Below are 24,131 nucleotides of genomic sequence, written 5' to 3'. Positions count from 1 at the left end.
GCCTCGGAGCGGCGAACAAAACGACTGCGCAGCCGCCAGGCGGACGCAGACGCCACCGACCTGGCGACTGCTCGCGACGTTTTGTCAGCCACGCTTAGTAGTCGTAGCTGACGCTCAACCGCAGCGAGCGCGGCGCCTGGCGCAGCAGGGCCGCGCCATACACCGGGTCCGGGTTCCCCGGGCCCGTCTCCGAATACGGGTACTTCCACAATGTGGCCTGGCCGTTGAAGACGTTGAACACGTCCAGGGTGAAGGCCAGTTTGCGCTCGGCGTAGGCCGGCCGCCACGACACGCCGAGATCCAGTTGCTGCAGCCACGGCAGGCGACCCTGGCTGCCTGGAGGCGCCGGCTGGCCGTCGTAGTAGTGATAGGCAATGCCATAGCCGGAGGGGTCGCTGTGGTCGGGGCCGTAGGAACCCAGTGCGCTGAACGGCGAACCGGAGATCAGCTTGAGGTTGGCCGACACCAGCCATGCGGGGTTGATCTGGTAGTAGCCGTAGAACTTGAACTGATGGGTGTGGTCGTTGCTCTGCGGGCCGTTGGTGTGCTCCATCAGCTGCGCATAGTCCCAGGCCTGGGTGGTGGATACCGCGGTCTGGCCGATGCCCGACAGCAACTGGCCCTCGGTGGTGCCGTAGCTGCGCGACCAGGTGTAGTCGAAGCGGCCGTACCAGCGCTGGTCGAACGGATGCTCCAGCGACAGGTTGAGTCCGTAGTAGTTGCGCTTGAACGCGGGGAAGCCGAACTGCGCGTTGCTCAGCGGCACCTTGACGTAGTTGCCCGAGGTGTCGACCAGGGTGAAGGTGTTGGCCCGGCCCGGGTTGATCAGCCAGCAACTGACCGGATTGCTGTCCAGGGTCACCGTGTGCCCTTGCGCCGCGGCGGCGGCGAACACGGTCTCGCTGTCGCAGTAGTCGTCCACGCCGCTGCGCAGGACGCGGTAGGTACCCTTGGCGCCGTAGACCCAGCTGTCGCCCCACGCCTTGGTGAAGCCGAGGATGAACTCGTCCTGGAACGAGGGCTTGATGCCCTGCGTGGCGACGGTCTTGGGATCGGGCAGGATCCCGTAATAGTTGTTGGACGAGACCGCGCCGGAGATCTGGGTCAGGCCGGTCGGGTAGCCATTGGCGTCGATGCCGCCGTAGGTGTAGTAGGTGGAAGTGGCCAGGGTGGCGCCAGCGGCGTTGAACGCCGGATTCAGCGGCAATGCCAGGTAGTAGCGGCCGGCGTTGCCGTACACTTTGAAGCGCGCATCGCCGTCGACATCCCAGCTGAAGCCCAGCCGTGGCGCCCATTGCCCGCTGGTCTGCTTGATGTACGGCGCGCCGTCGCGGTTGTAGTTGGTGAACTGGTCCAGGCGCAGGCCGAGGCTGAGCAGCAGCCGGTCGTCGACCTGCCAGTTGTCCTCCACGTACTGCGCGCGCTGCGCCGAACGCACCGAGGCCAGTGCGCTGTAGATGTACTTGCGCACGTAATAGCCGTCCTGGCCGTTGGGGTAGCCGCCGGTGGCCGGGACGCCGAGCCCGGTGTTGATCGGCACGTTGGGACTGGCCTGGCCGTAGATCCAGTAATAGCCGTCGCCGGAGGCCACCGACCCGCGGTTGAGCGCGCGTGCGTTCTGGTTGTCGATGCCGATGGTGATGCTGTGCGCGCCGATGGCGTAGTTGAGGTCCAGGCGCAGGTTGTCGGTGCGGTTGCCGCGCGCGGGGTCGACCAGCAGCGAGGTGGTCTGTGCGTTGGTGATCGGGGTGCCGCCGGTGTAGGCCGGGTTCTGGAAGCCGGGGCTGGAGAGATAGGTCAGCGTGTCGTTGTAGCTGGGGTTGCGGCTGTAGTCGTCGGTGCGCTGCTGGCCGTACAGCGCGCTGAAGGTCAGGCGGTCGGTGAGGTAGCCGGTGTACTTGGCGCTCCACAGGTCGCCGCCGGTCTTGGTGGTGTCGGCATCCCCGCGCAGGGCGCCGATGTCGCGGCCGCTGTACTGGGAGTACGTGCCGCGCGTGATGTAGCGGCTGGAGGCGCCGGTGATCTCCAGCAGTTGGCTGTCGCTGATGTTCCAGTCGAGCTTGGCGTACCAGCTCGGCCGGCGGTACTGGTAGTCGTAGTAGTACGGCCCTGGGATGGTCTCGCGCGCACCGTAGAAGCGATCGCCGTCCTGGCGCTGCAGTTCGTAGGCGCCGAAGAAGAACAACCGGTCCTGGATCAGCGGGCCGCCGGCGTAGAGGCTCTGGCTGCTGAGCGTGGAGCCGCTCTTGCTGTCCGGCCGATACAGCGCGCCGTTGCCGGGCGCATACACGTCCTTCTGCGCGGAGCGCAGGCCGTCCGGTTCCCAGGTCGCCTGGCCGCCGAAATGCCATTCGTTGCTGCCGCGCTTGCCGACGGCGTTGAGCACGCCGCCGTCGGAACGGCCGTACTTGGCGCTGTAGCCGCCGGTATAGACCTCCAACTGATCGATGCTGCCGTAGGGCAGGGTCAGCCCGCCCAGCCCGCGCAGCGGGTCGGTGGTGTTGAAGCCATTGATGTAATACGCGTTCTCCGCCGACGAGGCACCGCCGAAGCTGAGCAATTGCGCGCCGGTCGGGCCGATGTAGGTACCGCTGCCGCTGTTGCCGGCGACGCCGGGCGCCAGTTGCGCGATGGCCTCTGCCGAGCGGCCCAGCGGCAGGCGCTGCAGCTGTTCGGCGTTGATCACCGTGCGCGAGTCCACGCTGCTGACGTCGATCGCGGCGGCGGCGCGGTCGGCGCTGACCTGCACGCCGGCCAGGCTGGTGGTGGCGGGGCTGAAGGAGACGTCGGTGACGGCACCGACGGTGAGGCTGACGCCGTCGCGGCTGCCCAACACACTGCCGTCGGCGCCCTTGGCGATGATGGTGTAGGTGCCCAGCGGCAACTGGCCGATGTTGTAGCGGCCGCGCGCGTCGACAGCGACCTCGCGACTGAGGCCGCTGTCGCTGCGCACCAGGATGCGCTGTGCATCGGCGGGCGCCTGGCCGGCGACGGCGCCGGTGGTGGACTGGGCCTGGACCGGCGGCAGGGCGAGGGCGGCACTCAGTGCCAGGGCGAGCAGGGCGCGCCTGCGGAGGGAACGGTGGTTGTGCATGCGGGGGCGGCTCGGGTGGTAGGGGTGGGGCGGGGACCGCCGCGCCGACTCGAATCCGCCCGTCCTGGATGATGCGGTGTGCGCGGTAACGTTCCCCCGCTCCATTAACCTTAATGGGACGCCATCACAGAAATGCCGCGTTGTTATGTCGGCGGCAGCAATGGTTATGTCGCTCCTCACCGGGTGTTCCGGGCGACCGTACCCTCACCCCAACCCCTCTCCCGGTGGGAGAGGGGCAGCGCTTCTCCTTCTCCCCTCGGGAGAAGGTGCCCCGAAGGGGCGGATGAGGGTACGGGCGAAGCCTCGACCTGTTTGCGACCGCCAGGCGTTGCGGCGGCCGTACCCTACCCCAACCCCTCTCCCGGTGGGAGAGGGGCTAGCGCTTCTCCTTCTCCCCTCGGGAGAAGGTGCCCCGAAGGGGCGGATGAGGGTACGTGCGAAGCCTCGAAACGTTTGCTACCGCCAGGCGTTCCGTGGCGGCCGGACCCTCACCCCAACCCTCTCCCCGCGGGAGAGGAGCTACTGCCTATACTCGCAACTCAGCGATCGTCGACCAGGCTGCCGCCGGGCAGGAACACCCAGGTGCGGGTGACCTGCAGGATGTCGATGTTGTCGTCGGTGCGCGGCAGCGGCGGGAACGGTTGCGCCAGCTGCACGATCCGCAGTGCGGCGGCATCGAGCATCGGCACGCCGCTGGAGCGCAGGATGCGGCTGCTTTCCAGGCTGCCGTCGCGGCGCACGCCGACGCTGATCACCACCTGGCCGCCGAGCCGGCGTCGCCGCGCTTCGTCGGGATAATTGAGATTGCCGACGCGCTCGGCGCGGTCGACCCAGGCGCGCAGGTAGTTGGCGTAAGCGTATTCGCGGGTGCTGGCGGAGACGAACTTGCGGTTCGGGCGCTTGGCGTACTGCTCCGAGCGCAGGTGCACTTCGGCAGCCAGTCGCGCCATTTCGGCATCGCGCTGTTCGCGCTGCGCGTCCACCGGCCGCTGCGGCTCATCGGTGCGCGGCTGGGTCTGGGCCGCCGGCAGCCGTTGCTCGCCGCGCGCGCTGCTGACCACGCGCGGGGTCGGCTCCGGTGCGGCGGCTGCGGTCTGCGCGCGCAGCGCTTGCGGCGCCAGACCGTCCTGGCGCTGCGGCACCACGCCCGGCTGGCTGTCGCGTGGGCGCTGGGGTTTGTCGTGGTCGCCGCCGCCCTGCTGGTTGGCCTGAGCCAGGAAGTCGGCCTGTTTCGGCGTCAGCGGCGTGCTGGTCTGGCTGAAGATCACGTCCAGGGTCGGCACCAGCGGTGCGTCGTCGTCGATCGCAAAGCCCACGCCGAGGATCAGCAGCCCATGCACGATCAGCGACAGCACCAGGGTGGCGCTGAGCCGTTCGCGCTCGCCGATGCGCGGCGCGGGCGTCGCGGCGGCCGCGCTCATCGCGCCGGGTAGGCCTCGATGGCGTCGAACAGCAGCCCGGCGATGTTGAGCCCGAACTGCGCGTCCAGCTCGCGCACGCAGGTGGGGCTGGTGACGTTGACCTCGGTGAGGTAATCGCCGATCACGTCCAGGCCGACGAAGCGCATGCCGCGCCGCTTCATCTCCGGGCCGACCTGGGCGGCGATCCAGCGATCGCGCTCGCTCAGCGGGCGGCCTTCGCCGCGGCCGCCGGCGGCCAGGTTGCCGCGGAACTCGTCGCCCTGCGGAATCCGCGCCAGGCAGTAGTCCACCGCCACGCCATCGACCAGCAGGATGCGCTTGTCGCCGGCGCTGATGTCCGGGATGAAGCGCTGCGCCAGGGCCAGCTTGCGGCCGCCGTCGGTCAGCGTCTCCAGGATCACGTTGAGGTTGGGATCGCCGGTGCCGCTGCGGAAGATCGAGCGCCCGCCCATGCCGTCCAGCGGCTTCAGCACCGCCTGGCCTTGCTCGAGCACGAAGGCCTTCAGCGTGGCGGCGTCGCGGCTGACCAGGGTCGGCGGGCAGCATTGCGGGAACAGCAGGGCGGCCAACTTCTCGTTGAAGTCGCGCAGGCCCTGCGGGTCGTTGACCACCTGCGCGCCGGCGCGCTGGGCCACGCTCAGCACGTGGGTGTCGTAGAGGAACTCGGCATCGAACGGCGGGTCCTTGCGCATCAGCACCACCTGGCTGGGGCCGAACGTCAGTTCGGCGAACGCGTCCAGCTCGAACCAGCCGGCCTTGTCGTCGCGCACCCGCAGCGGCGCGGCCTGGGCCAGCGCGCGGCCGTCGCGCAGGGTCAACCCGCCCGGCCGCACGTAGTGCAGTCGATGCCCGCGGCGCTGCGCTTCCAGCAGCATCGCGAAGGTCGTGTCTTTGGCGATCTTGATGCTGGCGATGGGGTCCATCACCACGATGACATCGAACGGCATGGGGGCACCTGAGAGACTGAGCGGAAGATGGTAGCGGGTCGGCGGACGCGCCGCGCACCGGGTGTCGGGCGCGCCCGCACGGTGTCGCACGTTATCCGCCAAACTGTGACATAGTTTGTGCTGTTACGTGGTTCAACGCAGACCGGCAGCGGCGGCCTTGACAGTCGCAGCGGGTCTTGGGATACATGGCGTTTCGCAGCGAAGCCGGATCCGATGAAGCGTCGCGCGCTTGGGGGCAAGTGATGAGTGAAAACACGACTGCGGGTGGGGAACTCGCAGGCTTGCGGGTGATGGTGATCGACGATTCGAAAACAATCCGTCGTACCGCCGAAACATTGCTGAAGCGCGAAGGGTGCGAAGTGGTGACGGCCACCGACGGCTTCGAGGCCTTGGCCAAGATCGCCGACCAGCAGCCGCAGATCATTTTCGTGGACATCATGATGCCGCGGCTGGACGGCTATCAGACCTGCGCGCTGATCAAGGGCAACCAGCTGTTCAAGGCCACGCCGGTGATCATGCTGTCCTCCAAGGACGGCCTGTTCGACAAGGCGCGCGGGCGCATCGTCGGGTCCGAGCAGTACCTCACCAAACCCTTCACACGCGAAGAGCTGCTGGGCGCGATCCGTACATACGTCAACGCCTGACCAGGGGGAAAGGCAGCAATGGCCCGTATCTTGTTGATCGAGGACTCACCGACCGACCGGGCGGTGTTTACGCAATGGCTGGAAAAAGCCGGGCATCAGGTGCTGTCCACCGACAACGCGGAGGACGGGATCAAGCTGGTGCGCGAGCAGGCGCCGAACCTGGTGCTGATGGACGTGGTGCTGCCGGGCATGAGCGGCTTCCAGGCCACCCGCGCGCTGTCGCGCGACGAGGCCACCCGGCACATTCCGGTGCTGATCATCAGCACCAAGAGCATGGAGACCGACAAGGTCTGGGGCATGCGCCAGGGCGCCACCGACTACATCGTCAAGCCGCCGCGGGAAGACGAGCTGATCGCCCGCATCAAGCAACTGGTGGGCTGACATGCGCTCGCCCTTCGACATCCTCGAGGCCTACGAGCGGCGCAGCCTGGCGCACGCCGTGCAGATGCCCGAACGCGCGTTCGACGACGACGTCTGGCGCGGGGTCGGCTACCGCGTCGGCAAGCGCCACCTGGTGTCGGATTTTCGCGAAGTGGTGGAGATCGTGCGCATGCCGCCGGTCACCCCGGTGCCGGGCGCGCAGCCGTGGCTGCTCGGCGTGGGCAACCTGCGCGGCAACCTGTTCCCGGTGGTCGACCTGAAGCAGTTCCTGGAAGGCGAGCGCACCACGCTGCAGGAAGGCCAGCGCGTGCTGATCATGCGCCAGAGCGGCGGCGACGTGGCCCTGACCATCGACGAACTGTTCGGCCAGCGCAGTTTCACCGAGGCGCAGGCGGTGGAGCCGGGCGATCTGGCCCAGGGCCGCTACGCGCATTTCATCGACCGCGCCTTCCGCGGCGACGCCCAGGACTGGGGCGTGTTCTCCCTGTCGCTGCTGTCGCGCACCCCCGAATTCCGGCAAGCCGCCGCCTGAGCGCGCGCGCTGCCTCCGCATCGAAGACCGAGGTCGCATCATGAGTACTGCTCCGGACGCCCGCAAGGCCAGCAAGCTCGGCAGCGTGGGCACGAGTTTCTGGCTAGGCCTGCTGGCGTTGTCGCTGGTCGTGTTCGGCGCCAACACCGGTGTGGCCACCTGGCAGGGCAACCGCCTGGCCGGCGCCAGCACCGGCGCGGCCGACCTGCAGGTGCTGTCGCAACAGCTGGCCAATCAGGCCCGCGACGCGGTGTCCGGCAACGCCGAGACCTTCAAGCAGTTCAAGCAGACCAAGGCGAAGGTGGAAACCACCGTCGCCGAGCTCAACGCGCGCTACGCCAACGAGACCGGTGTGTCCGGGCCGTTGCAGACCCTCACCGGCACCTGGGCGCCGCTGGCCAAGCACGCGCAGCAGGTGGTGGACAGCGAACCGGCGGTGCTGGCGCTGGCCGGCAATGCCGACCGCTTCGTCGGCGGCGTGCCGCAGCTGCAGGCGCAGTTGAACGAGGTGGTACGCGCGATGACCGTGGGCGGCGCCCCCGCCGCGCAGATCTACAACACCCTGCAGCAGGTGGTGGTGGCCGGCACCATGGCCCGCCGCGTCACCGAAATGCGTGCCGGCGGCCGCGGCGCGGCCAGCGCCGGCGACGCGCTGGCGCGCGACGCGGTGGTGTTCGGGCAGATGCTCGAGGGCCTGCGCAACGGCAACGAGGAACTGGGCATCGCCCCGGTGCGCAACCCCGCCGCATTGGCCGCGCTGGAGCAGTCGCAGGCGCAGTGGGCGGAGATGAAGAAGGACCTGGACGCGCTGCAGGCCAGCTCGCGCAGCCTGTTCGCCGCGCAGTCCGCGGCCGCGTCGCTGACCGCCGGCTCGGGCAAGATGCTGGAGGACAGCAAGAAGCTGTTCGACGCGTTCTCCGCGTTCGGCTCTACCCGCGACACCCGGTGGTTCCCGAACTTCTGGCTGGGCGTGATCTCCGGCCTGCTGGCGCTGCTGTCGATCGTCGGCTTCGTCTGGACCACGGTGCGCAGCCGCAGCCGCGAGCAGGAAATCCGCCTGCAGACCCAGGTCGAATACAACAGCCGCAACCAGCAGGCGATCATGCGCCTGCTCGACGAAATCAGCTCGCTCGGCGAAGGCGACCTGACGGTCAAGGCCTCGGTCACCGAGGACATGACCGGCGCCATCGCCGACGCGATCAACTACGCCGTCGACGAACTGCGCCACCTGGTGACCACCATCAACGACACCTCGGCCAAGGTCGCCGTGTCCACCGAGGAAACCCAGGCCACCGCGCGGCAGCTGGCCGAGGCGGCGGGGCACCAGGCCGAGCAGATCGGCTCGGCTTCCGAGCGCATCAACGAAATCGCCGCCAGCATCGAGCAGGTCTCGCGCAACTCCACCGAATCGGCGGAAGTGGCGCAGCGTTCGGTGGTGATCGCGGCCGAGGGCGCCGGCGTGGTCCGCGAGACCATCCAGGGCATGGACCAGATCCGCGACCAGATCCAGGAGACCTCCAAGCGCATCAAGCGCCTGGGTGAGTCGACCCAGGAAATCGGCTCGATCGTGGAACTGATCAACGACATTTCCGAGCAGACCAACATCCTGGCGCTCAACGCCGCGGTGCAGGCCGCCTCGGCCGGCGAGGCCGGCCGCGGTTTTGCCCTGGTCGCCGACGAAGTGCAGCGCCTGGCCGAACGCACCTCCGGCGCCACCCGCCGCATCGAGGGCCTGGTGCAGACCATTCAGGCCGATACCAACGAAGCGGTCAGCTCGATGGAGCAGACCACCTCCGAAGTGGTGTCCGGCGCGCGCCTGGCCGAGGACGCCGGCACCGCGCTGACCGAGATCGAGCGCGTGTCCAACGCGCTCAATACCCTCATCAAGAACATCTCCATCGCCGCGCACCAGCAGTCGGCGGCGGCGATCGACATCACCCAGACGATGGACGTGATCCGGCAGATCACCGGACAGACCTCGCAAGGCGCGGGACAGACCGCCGAATCGATCGGCCGCCTGGCGCAACTGGCGGCGGACCTGCGGCGCTCGGTCGCCGACTTCAAGCTGCCGGCGTGAGCGGGCCGGAACCGGGTGGAAGGAAGCGCACATGACGTACCGTGAACAACTCCCGCATCCCGTCGCCGCGCTCGCGCGGCACGGCGCGTGCCCGGCCGTGGAGACGCGGCGATGAGCGCGCTGCGCGATGCGATGAGCCATGCCGCGCTGGGCTGGGTCAAGCCGGAACTGGACGAGACCCTGCGCCAGGTGCGCGGCGAGATCGAAGCCTTCGTCGAGGAACCGGCCGACACCGGCCGCATGCGCTTCTGCGCCGGCTACCTGCACCAGGTGCAGGGCACCTTGCGGATGGTCGAGTTGTACGCGCCGGCGATGGTCGCCGAGGAGCTGGAACTGCTGGCGATCGCGGTGCAGAACGGCCAGGCGGCCGACCGCGACGAGGCTTGCGCCACGCTGATGCGCGGCACCGTGCTGCTGCCGGACTACCTGGAGCGCCTGCAGGACGGCCATCGCGACATTCCGATCGTGCTGCTGCCCTTGCTCAACGAGATCCGCGCCGCGCGCGGCGAAGCCGGCCTCAGCGAAGGCGCGCTGTTCGCGCTGGCGCCCGACGCGGCCGCCGCCACCGAGGCCGAGTTGGACCATGCGCGCGGCAGCCTCGCCGGGCGCAACCGCGAGCTGCTCGACACCGTCGGCACCGCGATCAAGGAAGAGCTGCTGCGGGTCAAGGACGCGCTGGACCTGCACCTGCGCACCGGCGGCGATGTCGCCGCGCTGCAGACCCAGGTCGATGAGCTGGGCAGCGTCGCCGACACCCTGGGCGTGATGGGCCTGGGTGTGGCGCGCAGCGTGGTGGTGCAGCAGCGCGACGCGCTGCGCAGCATCGTCGACGGCACCCGCGCCGCCGACGAAGGCCTGTTGCTGGATATCGCCGGCGCGCTGCTGTACGTGGACGCCTCGCTCGACGACCAGGTCGCCTACCTGGGCGCCGGCGGCGACGTGCACGACGACGCCAGCGCCGCCGAGGCGCGGCGCACGGTGGAAGTGCTGGCGCACGAGGCCATCGCCAACTTCGGCAGCGCCCGCGAGCATTTCGTCGCCTTCATCGAGACCAACTGGGACCATGCGCGTCTGGACGAGGTGCCGCGCCTGCTCGGCGAGGTCGCCGGCGCCTTGCGCATGCTGGAACTGCCGCAGCCGGCCGACTACCTGGAAGGCGTGCGCCGTTACGTCGCCACCGAACTGATCGGCAAGCGCCGCGTGCCCAGCGGCCGCCAGCTCGACACCCTGGCCGACGCGATGGCCAGCCTCGAGTACTACCTGGAGGCGCTGCGCGAGCGTCGCCCCGGGCGCGAGGAGATCCTCGACATCACGCGCAGCAGCCTGGAAGCGCTGCGCTACTGGCCGTTGCCCGAGACCGCACCGGCCGCGCCCGGCGTGTTGCCGACCGGAAGCGAAGCCACCGAGGCGGGCGAGCAGGCGCGGTCGACGTCGGCCGAGCCGATCGTCGAACCCGATGCCGCGACCATCGCCGCGCCGACCGTGCCGGCCTGGGATCTGGCATCGGCCGAGGACACGCCGGACTTGGCGACGCGCGCACCCGACGCCACGCCGTCCGCACCGCAGGCGCCGCAGTGGACCCTGGCGACGGACGAAGCCGATACCGCGGCCGAACCCGTTTCCGTGCCGGCCGATGATGGCGCTGCGCGCGACGAGCACGAGCGCGAGTCCACGGCACCGTCGCAGGCGCTCAGTTTCGATCCGGTCGCGGCCGAACAGGACAGCTGGACCGGCACCGCCGAGCCGCTGCACATCAGCCTCGATTCGCTGGTGCTGGAACAGGACGCGCTGCAGCCGGAAACGCCGCCCGCGTTCGCGCAGGAGGACGATGCTGCAGCTGTACCTACGGTCTCCGTCTCCGATGTCGCCAGCTTCGATCCGGTGGCCGCCGAATACACCGAGGAGGCGCAGACTGAGACGCCGGCCACGCTGGCGGGCCTGGACGAACGCGACGATCCGAACCTGATCGTCGTCGACGCGCCGGTTGCGGCAGAAGACACCGATGTGCTGGTCATCGAGCTGGAAGACGCGCCGGCGTTCGCCGACGCGCCGACCGCCGCGGCCGACGAGGTTCACGAGCTCGACTGGCACGCGTCGTCGGCGGTACAGGACGACGACACGACGCCTGCGCTGCCGTCGGATCCGGTCGTCCTGGTCGACACCGAGGCGCATGACGCGCCTGCGCTTGCAGCCTCCCACGACGACGCCCATCGCGATGCGCCGGCCGATGTGCCGTCGACGCCCGAACACGCCGAGTCGCTGTCGTCGACACCGCAGGACTCCGAAGCGGCACCGCAGCACGTCGTGCCCGAGGCCGAGACCGGCACCTCCGATGCTCATGCGCCTGCCGTGTCGGACGCCGAAGCCGCCTTCCTCGCCGACCTGGAAGCCGCGGCCGCGCAGTTCGATGTCACCTCTGCCGCGAGCAGCGGCGAGCATGCCGCCGCACCCGCCAGCGCGGAGGCGAGCGCCGCGCCCAGCACCGCGTCCGCGGCTGCAACGCCTGCCCTCGAGGCCGGCTTCATCGACGGCGATGGCGAGATCGACGACGAAATCCGCGCGGTGTTCCTCGAGGAATTCGACGAGGAACTGGTCAATCTCGGCGCACTGCTGCCGGCCTGGCGCGCCGCGCCCGGCCACACGGAAAGCCTGCGGCCGATCCGCCGCGTGTTCCACACCTTGAAGGGCAGCGGCCGCCTGGTCGGCGCGCGCGTGCTCGGCGAGTTCAGCTGGAAGATCGAGAGCATGCTCAACCGCGTGCTCGATGGGTCGCGCCCGGCCAGCCCGGCGGTGGTGGCCATGGTCGACCAGGCCTACGCCGTGCTGCCGCAGCTCAATGCCGCGCTGCGCGGCGAAGGCGCGGTGCAGGCCGATCTGGATGCGATCCAGGCCGTGGCCGAGCGCATCGCCGCCGGCGAGGAGGCCTTCTATTTCGCCACCCCGCAGGCTCCGGCCGCGCCGCGCGCGGGCACGCCGGCGTCGGTGGACAGCGTGCTGCGCGAGATCCTCGAAGCCGAGGTCGCCACCCACCTGGAGACCGTGCACGCCTGGCTGCAGCACGCGCCGCAACCGGCGACCGAAGCGCTGCTGCGCGCGATGCACACCATGAGCGGCGCGTTCGCGATGACCGACGTGCCGGAGATCACCGCGGTCACCGGCCCGGCCGAGAGCTATATCAAGCGCGCGCTGGCCGGCGGCAGCGTGCCCAGCGCCGAGGGCGTGCGTGCGCTCGAGGAGTCGGCGCGCGCCATCGCCGCCACCATCGCGGAACTGCAGGCGCCGTCGCCGGTGATTCCGCCGTTCACCGACCTGTCGCAGCGCCTGCGCGCATTGGTGGAGACGCTGCCGGAAGTGCAGTGGCCGCCGATCGCGTACGATGAGGACGACGAAGACCTGTCCGCGTCCGCACCGGCCGAGGCCGGCCTGGATGCGCAGGCCCTACAGGCAGTGGAACTCACCGCGGCCGACGACCTGTCGGCGTTCGTGGGCGATGCCGCGCATCTGCACGAAACGCTGCCGGCGGACGAAGCGGCCGCGCAGGCCGACGAGACCGATGCCGATCAGCGTACCGCTGACGTCCACGCGGACATGTCGTCCGCGCCGTCCTCGGACGCGGCACCGGAGACCACGCAGGCCGATGCCGAGGCTGCCATCGACGCTGATGCTGATGCGGCCCTGCCGGCATCGGCGAGCGAGGACACGGCGCCTGGCACGGAGACCTCCGCGCAGGACCAGCCGCCGACCGAGCACGCGACACCGGTCGAAGTGGCGGCGACACACGACGCGCGCGAGGCCGACGAACAGGCAGCATTGGCGCAGGACGGCCAGCTCGACGAACTGACGGTCGAGGCGCCGCTAAGCGCGGAGCAGGTGCCGGCCGAGCCGGCGCCAGAAGCGCTGGAACCGAGCGCAGAACAAGGCGCGACAGCGGACGCGGTCGTCGCCGATGCTGCGACCGATACGCCGATGGATGCGCAGGAACTGCAGGCCCCAGAGCACGATGGTGAGGCGCACGATTCCGCAGATCGCGAGGCCGACGCGCAGGACGGGGAAACCCAGGGTGCATCGGTGCACGCGCAGGATGCGCAGTCGCCGGATCATTCGGAAGCGGACCGCGACGCCGAGGCTCAGGTGACCGACGCGCAAGCCGAGGAAACCCGGGAGGTATTCGCGCACGGGCAGGATGCGCAAGCATCGGATCATTCGGCAGTGGACCGCGACGCCGAGGCGCACGCGACCGAAACGCAGGATGAGGCAACGCAGGAGACGCCCGCGCAAGCGCAGGAGTCCGATCACACTGCAGCGGACCATGATGCCGACGAGCATGCGACCGACGCACAGGCGAGCGACATCCAGGATGCGCATGCATCGGATCGTGATGATGCGCACCACGACGCCGACGCGCCCGCAGACGACGCCGACCAAGCGCACGAGCAGCAGCTCAACGAAGACGCGCCTGCGATCGGCTTGCGCCAGCAACCGTTAGCGCCGTCGAGCAGCTGGCGCCACGACGGCGCGGCCTCGGCCAACGACGACACCGAGGCCGCCGCCGAGCATGGCGACGCCGCCCCGGATGCCGCGTCGCACGCGGACGAGGTGACAGGCGAGGGCGGTGCCGCGTCCGATGCCAACGAGGCGGTGGGCGAGCACACTGATGCCGACGCGGATGCGGCGCACGTCGAGCCGGCCGATGTAGCGGCGCAAAGCGCATCGCACGACGCTGGCGGCGAAGCGGATGACGCCGCGCACGCACCCCCGTCCGACGACGCAGCCGCGACTGACCCGCATCACGCGACCGCCGACGCGGCGCATGATGCGCCCGAGGACGACGCGACTCGGAACGACACGACCACGTCGGCGGATGCCGACACAGCGGGCTCTGCCGACAGCACCCAGCACGACCCTCACACCGACGCGGAAACAGCCGATTCCGCACAGGCCCCGGCCGACAGCGCGCCTGCCGATCTGCCGGCGGCCGATCTCGGTCCGTTGGATTTCGCCGACCTCGACCGCGAGCTGGTCGATATCTTCGTCGACGAAGGCAAGGACCTGCTCGACCATTGCGATCGCCTGGTCGCGCAGCTGCGCGCCGCGCCGCAGGATCGCGACGTGCTCGGCGGCCTGCAGCGCGACCTGCACACGCTCAAGGGCGGCGCGCGCATGGCCGGGATCAACGCCATCGGCGACCTCGGCCACGGCATCGAGTCCTTGCTGGAGGCGGTCGCCGCCCATCGCACCGAACTCGACCGCCAGGACGTGCAGTTACTGGAACGCGGTTTCGATCGCCTGCACCAGTTGCTGACCCTGACCGGCAACCACCGCGCGGTGGCGATGCCGCAGGAGCTGATCGGCGCGTTCGACGCGCGCACGCACGGGCGGGCGCCCACCGCCGTCGGCGACACCGAGCGCGTTGCTGCGGCGCCGGTGACGGTGGCCGACGCCGCCCCGGCCGACACCGCTCTGGCGGCCGTGCCGGCGCCACTGTCGGCACCGCTGCCGGTGGAGGGCACGCTCGACGACGAGTCGATGCTCGCGCGGCCGATGCAGGAACAGGTGCGCGTGCGCGCCGACCTGCTCGACCGCCTGGTCAACAATGCCGGCGAAGTGGCGATCTACCGCTCGCGACTGGAGCAGCAGTTGGGCGCGTTCCGCGGCGCGATGGCCGAACTGGACCGCACCAATGCGCGTCTGCGCGACCAGTTGCGGCGTCTTGATCTGGAAACCGAGGCGCAGATCGTCGCCCGCTACCAGCGCGAACAGGACCAGGCCGAGCAGAGCTTCGACCCGCTGGAGCTGGACCGCTTCTCCACGCTGCAGCAGCTCAGCCGCGCGCTCAACGAGTCCGCGGCCGACTTGGGTGGCCTGCAGGGCGTACTCGACGACCTGGCGCGACAGTACGACGGCCTGCTGCAGCAGCAGTCGCGCGTCAGTTCCGAGCTGCAGGATGGGCTGATGCGCGCGCGCATGGTGCCGTTCGATGGCCTGGTGCCGCGGCTGCGGCGCGTGGTGCGCCAGGCCGCCAGCGAAACCGGCAAGCAGGTGCATCTGAGCCTGGAAGGCACCCACGGCGAACTCGACCGCAACGTGCTCGATCGCATGGTCGCGCCGCTGGAGCACATGCTGCGCAACTCGGTCGCGCACGGCCTGGAAGCGCCGGAACAGCGGCGTGATGCGGGCAAGGCGGAGGAGGGCAACATCGCCATCCGCCTGCGCCGCGAAGGTTCGGAAATCGTGCTGGAAGTGGCCGACGACGGCGCCGGGCTCGACCGCGAGGCGATCCGCCGCCGTGCCGAGCAGCGCGGGCTGATCGCCGCCGACGCGGCGCTGTCCGACGACGAACTGGATGCGCTGATCTTCGCGCCCGGGTTCAGCACCTACGACCAGGTCAGCCAGCTGGCCGGCCGCGGCGTGGGCATGGATGTGGTGCGCAACGAAGTGCGCCAGCTCGGCGGCTCGGTGGACATCCACTCGGTGCGCGGCCAGGGCGTCACCTTCACCCTGCGCCTGCCGCAGACCCTGGCGGTGACCCAGGCGGTGTTCGTGCAGATCGGCGATACCACCTTCGCGGTGCCAGTGGCGTCGGTCAGCGGCATCGGCCGCATCGGCCGCGAACGCTTCGAGGCCGGCACCGGCGGCTACCGCTACAGCGGCGAGGAATACGCGCTGTACGACCTCGGCTCGCTGGTCGGGCAGGCGCCGGCGCGCGCCGAAGGCCAGGCACAGGTGCCGTTGCTGCTGGTGCGCGCGGGCGACCTGCGCGCGGCGGTGGCGATCGACCAGGTGCTCGGCAACCGCGAAATCGTGGTCAAGCCGGTCGGCCTGCAGATCGCGTCGGTGCCCGGCATCTACGGTGCCACCATCACCGGCGATGGCCGCGTGGTGGTGATCCTCGACATCGCCCCGCTGGTGCGCCGCTACCTGGCGCAGCCGCTGCGGCCGGTTGTGGAGGCCGCGCCGACCGAACAGCGCCGCGTACCGCTGGTGATGGTGGTCGACGACTCGCTGACCATGCGCAAGGTCACTGGCCGCGTGCTGGAACGGCACAACTTCGACGTGGTGTCCGCGCGCGACGGTGTCGAGGCGCTGGAACGCCTGGAAGAGCGCGTGCCCGACCTGATGCTGCTGGACATCGAGATGCCGCGCATGGACGGCTACGAGCTGGCGACCGCGATGCGCGCCGACCCGCGTTACGCCGCCGTGCCGATCGTGATGATCACCTCGCGCAGTGGCGAAAAGCACCGCCAGCGCGCCTTCGAACTAGGCGTGCAGCGCTACCTCGGCAAGCCTTACCAAGAGTTGGATCTGATGCGCAACGTCTACGACCTGCTGGGGATCGCCCGTGTTCGCGAATGACGGCGACGCCACCTCCACGCCGGTCGCGTTGCTGGCCCGTCCCGGCAAGGCGCGTGAGCGCCTGCGCGAAGCGTTGCACTTGGTCGGCGCGGCGATCGTGCTGGAAGACGACCCGGGCGCGATCGATGCGCAGACCCTGGCCGATGCCGCTCCCAGTGCGGTGCTGATCGCGCTGGAGCCGGCGATCGAGGATGCGCTGGAGCGGCTGGATGCGGCGCTGGCGCTGCCCGGCATCACCGTGATCTTCGACGAGGCCGAGTTGGCCGCGCGCCGCGAGGGCTGGGAAGCGCAGCGCTGGGCGCGGCATCTGGCCGCCAAGCTGCAAGGCCATCAGGACGTGCTGCCGCCCGGCCGCGAGACCGAGACCGGCCTGCAGCCCGAGCCGGGCTTGCCGGCGACGCCGGCGCAGTTGCACGACGCCGCGCCGATCGGCGTGCACGTCGACGAAGCCGCCAGCTTCGCGGAGGCCGCGCCGGAAGATGGGATGTACACCTGGCAGCCGCCGGCCGACGTCGCGCCCGGTTTCGAGGAACTGCAGTTCGCACGTGCCGAGGCCGCTGCCAGTGAAGCGTCCGTGCAGCCGGCTGTGCCGCACGTCGATGCGACACCGGCGGCACCCGCCGCCACTCCCGCCGCGCTGCCGGCCAGTGCCTGGTCGCTGGTCGACGACGACGCGCCCTTGCTCGCCGCTGCGCCGCGTGCGCCACAGCACATCCCGCAGTTCTCCACCGAAGGCCTGTCGCTGGTCGCGCTGGAGTCGGAAGAACCCGCGTCCACGACCGGTGCCGCTGAAGGTGCCGCCGCGCGCGGTGCGGTGCTGGTGATGGCCGGCATCGGCGGCCCCGACGCGATCCGCCGCCTGCTCGCCGCACTGCCGGAGCGCTTCCCGCTGCCGCTGCTGGTGCAGTTGCGCCTGGACGGCGGCCGCTACGGCAACCTGGTCAAACAGATCGCGCGCGTGTCCGCGCTGCCGGTGCTGCTGGCCGAGGCCGGCGAGCCGGTCGTTCCCGGCAACGTCTACATCCTGCCCGACGACGTCGGCGTGCACGGCACGGCCGGCCTGCGCTTCGTCGCCCAGGACGCCGGCGCCTCGGTGGTCGCCGGCCTGCCGGCCGCACACAGTGCGGTGCTGCTGCTCAGCGGCAGCGACCCGCAACAGGTGGAGGCGGTGCTGGCGCTGGCCGCGCAGGGCGCCTGGGTGGCTGGGCAATCCGGCGACGGCTGCTACGACCCCGCCGCCGGCGCGCAACTGATCCTGCAGGGCCATCCCGGCGGCGATCCGGCGCAACTGGCCCAGGCCTTGACCGCGCGGTGGAGCGGTTGAGCGCGGCGTCCTACGCCGTTCCCCACTGAGCCCGCATCGCGCGTTTTTTCCGGTTCCAGGACGAAGTCAATCCATGAGCAGCTACGCCAGCAACGACGAAATCCGCGGTGTCCTCATCCTGGCCGGCAGCGAGCGCGTGCTGCTGCCCAACGCCACCATCGCCGAAGTGATGTCGCGCGTGCCGGTCGAACCGCTGCCCGACGCCCCGCACTGGCTGCTCGGCCAGATCGCCTGGTACGGCTGGAAAGTGCCGCTGGTCTCCTTCGCCCGCCTGACCGGCCTGGGCGCCGAAACCGTCGCCGCCAATAACAAGATCGTCGTGCTCAAGGCCCTGGGCGGCAACCCCGACCTCCCATACGTGGCACTGCTCACCCAGTCCTTCCCGCAACTGATCTCCGTCCCCCGCGACGGCCTGCTCGCCGACGCCTCCGAAGAGACGCTGCCGGCGGGCGTGCACATGCGCGTGCTGCTGGGCGAACAGAGCGCGTTGCTGCCGGATCTGGAGGCGATCGAGGGGATGGTGGTGGAGCGGTTTGCGGTGGTCGGCTAAATCGGATAGCAGTCTTGCAACGGCATTGCTTCTGACTGCGTATCGAAACCATCCTGGCCGATGCTATGCACGCTTGAGCGAAGACCGCATCGGCTTGTTGCCAGTAGGTAGCGCCATCGTCTAGCATCGCTTCCCGTAATGACAAGGATTTGTCGTATGCGTAACGTGCGTGCACCCGTTCGCTGTACTGCGTCGCTCAGGGATGACGCGACCGCTCGCTCTTGGGTATCTCCACCCGTTTGTTTCTCCGATAACACTGCCGACCGCATTGGCGGCGCGCTGTTGCGCGTCGATTGGCCTCCGGCTGGACCGGTAACTGGTAGCCGCTGACTCGATTGGCTTGATCGACTTCTTGCAAGGACGCGCGATGAACACGATGCACCACGAACGTACCTCCGGCGGCGCCACCCGCCTCGCGCTGGTAATGGCGCTGTTCTTTCTGTTCATAGGTTCGGCGTTCGCCGGGGCGGAAGGGCCGAAGCAAAAATTCGTGGTCCGCGACGCGGAGGTAAATGATCACGGCACTTACTCCACTCAGGCGGAAGCGGAAGCGGCGATCAAGGCGATTCCTGGTCCTAAGTATCGGGAGGATGCCTATCAATACGCGGATACCATCAAGAGTTCAGTGATTCGAGATGATGGCATCACGCTGATTACGTATTGGCTCGGACGCGAGAAGGCAAAAGACGAGGGTTGGGTGTACACCTCGGGCAATGTAGAAAAGATACCGACTGAGCAGGAGGCCTACGCTTTGCTTGAACAGAGGGCGCGGCAAAGGGCGCCTCAATGCGGATTGCCACAAATCGTTCCAAGGAATAACTGGGGTGATAACAGTTCGGGTCCTTATCCGCAGTATGACATTGGATATGAAATGCAGGCGCGGCAATTTACTGTCAATGCTTTTTTTAAGGATTGCAGTGATACATACGCATATGGAGATTCGATCGGTCGAAAGAGGCGGACCGAGTGTCCGCGACCTTATACCGACTGGCACATCAGTGATCAAGGCTGCACGAACAAGGAAATCTTCGCGACCATCGAAGTCTCGACACTTCAGTGTGAGAGACCGCAGGCCGGCGGCAACTCCGGCATGCGTGGCAACCCTTGCGACGTCAAGACCGGCGAGAAATTCCAAACCGAACGCGACTTGGACCTTGGCTGGATCACCCTGACGCGTTACTACCATTCAGGCATCGCGCTAAACACCGGTGCATTCGGTCCCGGCTGGACCTTCTCGCACAGTCTGCACCTGACGATCCAAGGCGACGCGCTGGGTCTGGTGGAGGGCAGCGGTTACGCCGTGCCGTTCCGCAAACTCGGGTCTGAGTATCGCGCGGCCAATGCGTCGGGCGAACGCATCGTCGCCAATGGCGACCAGTGGGTGCTGTATCGCGAGGATGCGATCTACACCTTCGATGCCAAGGGCAAGCTGGTCTCGCGCATGGCCGAGGATGGCAGTGGGTGGGTATACGGCTACAACGCGCGTGGGCGCTTGCAGAATATCGCCTCGCTGCAGGGCCGCTCCATCGAGCTGGTGTATGCCGACGACAATGACGACGCGCTGATCACCGGCATCGTCTCCGGTGGAGTGCAACTGGCGAGCTACGGCTACGACCAGCAGCGCCTTGCCAGCGTCACGTATGCCGACGGCAAGAGCCGGATCTATCACTACGAGGACACGCGCTTCCCGCGCCATCTGACCGGCGTGACTACGGAAGATGGTCAGCGTTTCAGCACCTTCGCCTACGACGAGGTCGGGCGGGCGATTTCCAGCCAGCACGCTGGTGGGATCGATGGCATCACCCTGGCGTACTCGGCGGCTGGCACTCGTGTCACCGATGCGCTGGGTGATGTCAACGATTACACGATGACCGAGGCGGGTGGCGCCTCGCCGAAGGTCGCCACCGTCGCCAGAACCGACGGTACGCTGCAGTACAGCTACAACGACCAGTCCAGCGACTTCCGCCGCCGGCTGAGCAGCGTCACTGATCGGCGTGGTATCCAAACCCAGCACAGCTACGCCGAAGCGACCGAGAATGGTATTGCGGTAAACATCCATACCGTCCGCGAAGCGGTTGGGCAGCCGCAGGAGCGCACCACGACAACGCGTACCGCGGCCAGCAGCAATCGACTGCTGTCGGTACAGACCGGCGGGCGCACCGTGTCCTACAGCTACAACGATCGCCTGCAGCCCGTGCAAATGACGAGCAGCGACACGAGCTCGGGCAAGCAACGCACTGTCACCTATAGCTACTGCGAAGCATCTGATGTGGCGGCGACCGACAGTGCTTGCCCGATCATCGGCCTCCCCAAGTCAGTCGATGGCGCGCGCACCGATGTCAACGACATCACCAGTTTTACGTATTACCCCAGCGACGACAGCACCTGCACGACGTCCCCGACCACCTGCCCGCACCGCAAGGGCGATCTCTGGAAGGTGACCAATGCGCTGGGCCAGGTCACCGAATACCTGGCCTACGACGGTGCCGGCCGCGTGCTGTCCGCAAAGGACGCCAACGGTGTAATCACTGACTTCACCTACCACTCGCGCGGTTGGCTGACTGCCAGCAAGGTGCGCGGGGGCGACGACAGCAGCGAGAGCGACGATCGCATCACTGCGATCGACTACTGGCCGACCGGCCTGGTCAAGCAGGTGACGCAGCCCGATGGCGCGTTCACCCGCTTCACCTATGACGCCGCGCATCGGCTGACCGATATCGCCGACAACGCCGGCAACACCATCCACTACACCCTGGACAATGCCGGCAACCGATCCAAGGAAGACACCAAGGACGCGTCGGGCACGCTCAAGCGCACGCTCTCGCGGGTGTACAACCAGCTCGGCCAACTGGCGACGCAGGCCACCGCGCAGGGCGATCCGACCGACTTCGGCTACGATCCCAACGGCAACACCAAGACCGTCACTGATGCGCTCGGTCATGTCACCCAGAACGACTACGACCCGCTCAACCGCCTGGCGCGGACCCTGCAGGACGTGGGCGGCATCGCCGCGGAGACCAAGTTTGGCTATGACGCCCTGGACAACCTGATCAAGGTCACCGATCCCAAGGGGTTGGACACTACCTACACCTACAATGGCCTAGGCGAGCTAGCCACGCTCACCAGCCCGGACACCGGCACGACGACCTACACCTACGACAGCGCCGGCAACCTAGCCACCCGCACCGATGCGCGTGAGGCTGTCCAGCTCTCCAGCGTGAAGTCCACGCATCACTATGACGCATTGAATCGGCCGACCCTGGTGGACTACGTGGCCCCTGCTCCCGATATCGCCTATACCTACGACGTCAGCCAGACCAGCTGCGCCAGCGGCGAGACCTACGGCGTCGGCCGGCTCACGCGCATGCAGGACGCCAGCGGCAGCACCGACTACTGCTACGACCGCTTCGGCAACATGGTGCGCAAGGTGCAGACCAGCAACGGCAAGGTGTTCGTGCTGCGCTACGCCTACACCAAGGCCGGGCGACTGAACCGGTTGACCTACCCGGACGGGACGGCGGTGGATTACGTGCGCAACGCCCAGGGCCAGGCCATCGAGGTCGGCGTGACCCCGGCCGGTGGCGCGCGACAGGTGCTGTTGACCAACGCCACCTACTACCCGTTCGGCCCGGTGGCGGGCTGGACCTATGGCAACGGCCGGCCGATGCAGCGGGTGCTGGACCAGGACTACCGCCCACTGACGATCAACGACACCCGTAGCGACGGCCTGGCGGTCGGCTTCGCCTTCGACCCGGCCGGCAACCTCAGCGCGTTGACCGCGCCGGGCAACACCGCACCGGTGGTCAGCCTGGACTACGACGCCCTCGGCCGGCTGACCGCGTTCAAGGACGGCCCGACCGGCACGGTGATCGACGGCTACAGCTACGACGCCACCGGCAACCGCCTCACCGCCAAGGTCAATGGCATCACCCAGACCTATGCCTACTCGGCCACAAGCCATCGCCTGGAGTCGGTGGATGGTGTTGCCCGGACCTACGACGCGATGGGCAATACCAGCACGGTCGGGGGCACCGCAAGACGCTACATCTACAACGCCTGGGGTCGCAGAAGCCAGTCCAGGCGCGATGGCGTGCTGTTGAGGAACTACTTCTACAACGGCCGCGGCGAGTTGATCCGCAGCTTCCTCTACGACGACAGCCGCTATGCCGTCTATGACGAAAGCGGACGCTGGCTGGGCGACTACGACAATGCTGGCGCCCCCATGCAACAAGCCATCTGGCTGGACGATCTGCCGGTCGGCGTATTGGCCGGCACCGCCTTGCACTATGTCCAGCCCGATCACTTGGGCACCCCGCGTGCGGTGATCGACCCGATCCGCGACGTCGCCGTGTGGACCTGGGACATCAAGGGCGAGGCGTTCGGCACTACGCCGCCGAATCAGGACCCGGACAACGACGGCACCGCGTTCGTGTTCGACATGCGCTTCCCCGGGCAGCGCTACGATGCGGCGCTGGGGATGAACTACAACTACTTCCGCGATTACGAGCCTGGCATCGGGCGGTATTCGCAGAGTGATCCTATTGGATTTTTGGGTGGAGTAAGCCTATATGGGTATGTAGGCCAAAATCCCGCCTCCGAAATTGATACGTATGGTCTGCAAGCTTACTCGCCGGGAACAACTCCGCCCAGTAGTATCCCCGGCGGTCCGTGGACGCCAGCTCCAGGGCAGCCGCCTGGAACATTTTTTGGTCCAAAAAATGGCGCCGATAGAGCAATATGTAGATATGTGCCAGATGGAAATAATGGTGGTCCCAAAACCGCGCCAAAGGCGTACTGGAAAACCAAGACTCCAGGCACGCCTTGGCAGCGTTACAAACTTAATGGGATACCTCAAACTGCACAGCAGGCTCATCCTGCACCCGCAACCAAAATTCCATGGATTCGCTTGCTCGGAATCACGTCTAGGTGGGGTGTGGGCGCATTCTTTGCAACTTATTCGGATTCGCTTAATGCTACCGAAGAGCAAGATATAGCGATAAGGAATGAAGATAATGAAAGATAAATTCGAAATTAAGCAAGATCCGCGGGGCGATTCGGGGATCTCTGTTGAAGAGTCGTTATTGCAATGCCTTTTGTATTTCGATGAGGCTGTATCTTCTTTCTGTCTTGGTGTTGACTATTTACATAAAACATTTGGTGATCATCCGGGTGTGGCTTGGGAAGTTAAACAGGAGTTTCTATCCGGTAAATCACTCATTACATGGGAGGGAATTCCAAATTCAAGACGTGAGGCGATAAAGAAAATAGTCATGGCGGCTGAAGGTATTCCGGATGCAGGTGTTGATGGGGTATCGGATTTTAGCCACGCTGCATGGAGTGATGTCCGTGATGCGGCTGTTGAATATCAAGCCTTCAAGGATTCCTGAGGTACACAGTGTATGGCATGCACTGCGAGGATGTATTTTCTGATTTTTTTGCGTTAATTATTCATGTTTCAGGATGCGCGCATAATTTTTCAAAATTCTATGCAACTCATGCTGACGCGGTGGCGGATGATGCTATCGCAAAGGGTGGATTCCTAACTTTTTGCCGCAGAATGCTGCCGATATCTATGAGCGGAATAGTGTTGATGCTGGTGGGGGTGCAGTTGTATTTTCTGCGCCCAGTGACAACTTCCTTAAGGGCTTCTCCAGGCTCGATCATTCGTGTTTTACATCTGCTGAACGAGCATTTTATTTGGTGCATTCGCCCGCAAAGTATCCTTGGGGAGTGAATAATTATTATTACAGGTGTGGCGGTGAGGGGATCGGTCTGCTGAAGGCGCGCGATGGAAAAAAATTCTATTAT

13 protein-coding genes are annotated in these 24,131 nt (G+C 67.4%); 10 read left to right on the top strand and 3 right to left on the bottom strand.

Annotated features, from left to right (window positions below; all coding sequences use genetic code 11):
* Positions 1 to 94: 94 nt before the first annotated feature.
* The 3 genes from FHR66_RS17510 to gshB all read right to left on the bottom strand — a co-directional run bounded on the left by FHR66_RS17510 (position 95) and on the right by gshB (position 5,462).
* Positions 95 to 3,094 (bottom strand): TonB-dependent receptor, encoded by a 3,000-nt coding sequence (locus tag FHR66_RS17510; protein WP_160969775.1) that lies wholly within the window; start codon positions 3,092 to 3,094, stop codon positions 95 to 97.
* Positions 3,095 to 3,633: 539 nt separating this feature from the next.
* Positions 3,634 to 4,515: an energy transducer TonB family protein gene (locus FHR66_RS17505; protein ID WP_167087983.1), complete on the bottom strand. Its 882-nt coding sequence runs from the start codon at positions 4,513 to 4,515 to the stop codon at positions 3,634 to 3,636.
* Positions 4,512 to 5,462: a glutathione synthase gene (gene gshB / locus FHR66_RS17500; protein ID WP_160965646.1), complete on the bottom strand. Its 951-nt coding sequence runs from the start codon at positions 5,460 to 5,462 to the stop codon at positions 4,512 to 4,514. Before gshB ends, FHR66_RS17505 begins: the two co-directional genes overlap by 4 nt.
* A 242-nt stretch (positions 5,463 to 5,704) precedes the next feature.
* Here gshB and pilG point away from each other — a divergent pair, with 242 nt between their 5' ends.
* The 10 genes from pilG to FHR66_RS17450 all read left to right on the top strand — a co-directional run bounded on the left by pilG (position 5,705) and on the right by FHR66_RS17450 (position 24,057).
* On the top strand, positions 5,705 to 6,106 hold the full coding sequence (gene pilG / locus FHR66_RS17495) for a twitching motility response regulator PilG (protein ID WP_003472648.1): 402 nt from the start codon (positions 5,705 to 5,707) through the stop codon (positions 6,104 to 6,106).
* Between the two features lie 18 nt (positions 6,107 to 6,124).
* On the top strand, positions 6,125 to 6,487 hold the full coding sequence (locus tag FHR66_RS17490; protein WP_026144622.1) for a response regulator: 363 nt from the start codon (positions 6,125 to 6,127) through the stop codon (positions 6,485 to 6,487).
* A gap of 1 nt (position 6,488) precedes the next feature.
* The gene (locus FHR66_RS17485) at positions 6,489 to 7,019 is read left to right on the top strand and encodes a chemotaxis protein CheW (protein WP_160965644.1); all 531 of its coding nucleotides are present in this window, start codon (positions 6,489 to 6,491) and stop codon (positions 7,017 to 7,019) included.
* A 40-nt stretch (positions 7,020 to 7,059) separates the two neighbouring features.
* A complete protein-coding gene (locus FHR66_RS17480) occupies positions 7,060 to 9,096 on the top strand; it encodes a methyl-accepting chemotaxis protein (RefSeq protein WP_160965642.1) in 2,037 nt (678 codons plus the stop codon).
* Between the two features lie 111 nt (positions 9,097 to 9,207).
* Positions 9,208 to 16,449, top strand: a complete 7,242-nt coding sequence (locus FHR66_RS17475) for an Hpt domain-containing protein (RefSeq protein ID WP_160965640.1) — start codon at positions 9,208 to 9,210, stop codon at positions 16,447 to 16,449.
* Entirely contained in the window at positions 16,436 to 17,773 is a 1,338-nt protein-coding gene (locus FHR66_RS17470; protein WP_160965638.1) for a chemotaxis protein CheB, read from the top strand. The genes FHR66_RS17475 and FHR66_RS17470 overlap by 14 nt, the downstream gene beginning before the upstream one ends.
* A gap of 73 nt (positions 17,774 to 17,846) precedes the next feature.
* A complete protein-coding gene (locus FHR66_RS17465) occupies positions 17,847 to 18,323 on the top strand; it encodes a chemotaxis protein CheW (RefSeq protein WP_160965636.1) in 477 nt (158 codons plus the stop codon).
* Between the two features lie 367 nt (positions 18,324 to 18,690).
* Positions 18,691 to 23,346, top strand: a complete 4,656-nt coding sequence (locus tag FHR66_RS21175; RefSeq protein WP_237475257.1) for an RHS repeat-associated core domain-containing protein — start codon at positions 18,691 to 18,693, stop codon at positions 23,344 to 23,346.
* Positions 23,336 to 23,710, top strand: coding sequence for a hypothetical protein (locus FHR66_RS17455; protein ID WP_160965634.1), 375 nt, complete (start codon positions 23,336 to 23,338; stop codon positions 23,708 to 23,710). Before FHR66_RS21175 ends, FHR66_RS17455 begins: the two co-directional genes overlap by 11 nt.
* Positions 23,711 to 23,718: 8 nt before the next feature.
* Entirely contained in the window at positions 23,719 to 24,057 is a 339-nt protein-coding gene (locus FHR66_RS17450; RefSeq protein WP_167087981.1) for a hypothetical protein, read from the top strand.
* Positions 24,058 to 24,131 lie beyond the last annotated feature (74 nt).

This window comes from Xanthomonas sp. F4, assembly GCF_011761895.1.
Note: the sequence above shows the minus strand (reverse complement) of the source record. Positions and strands in the feature narration are given on the sequence as shown.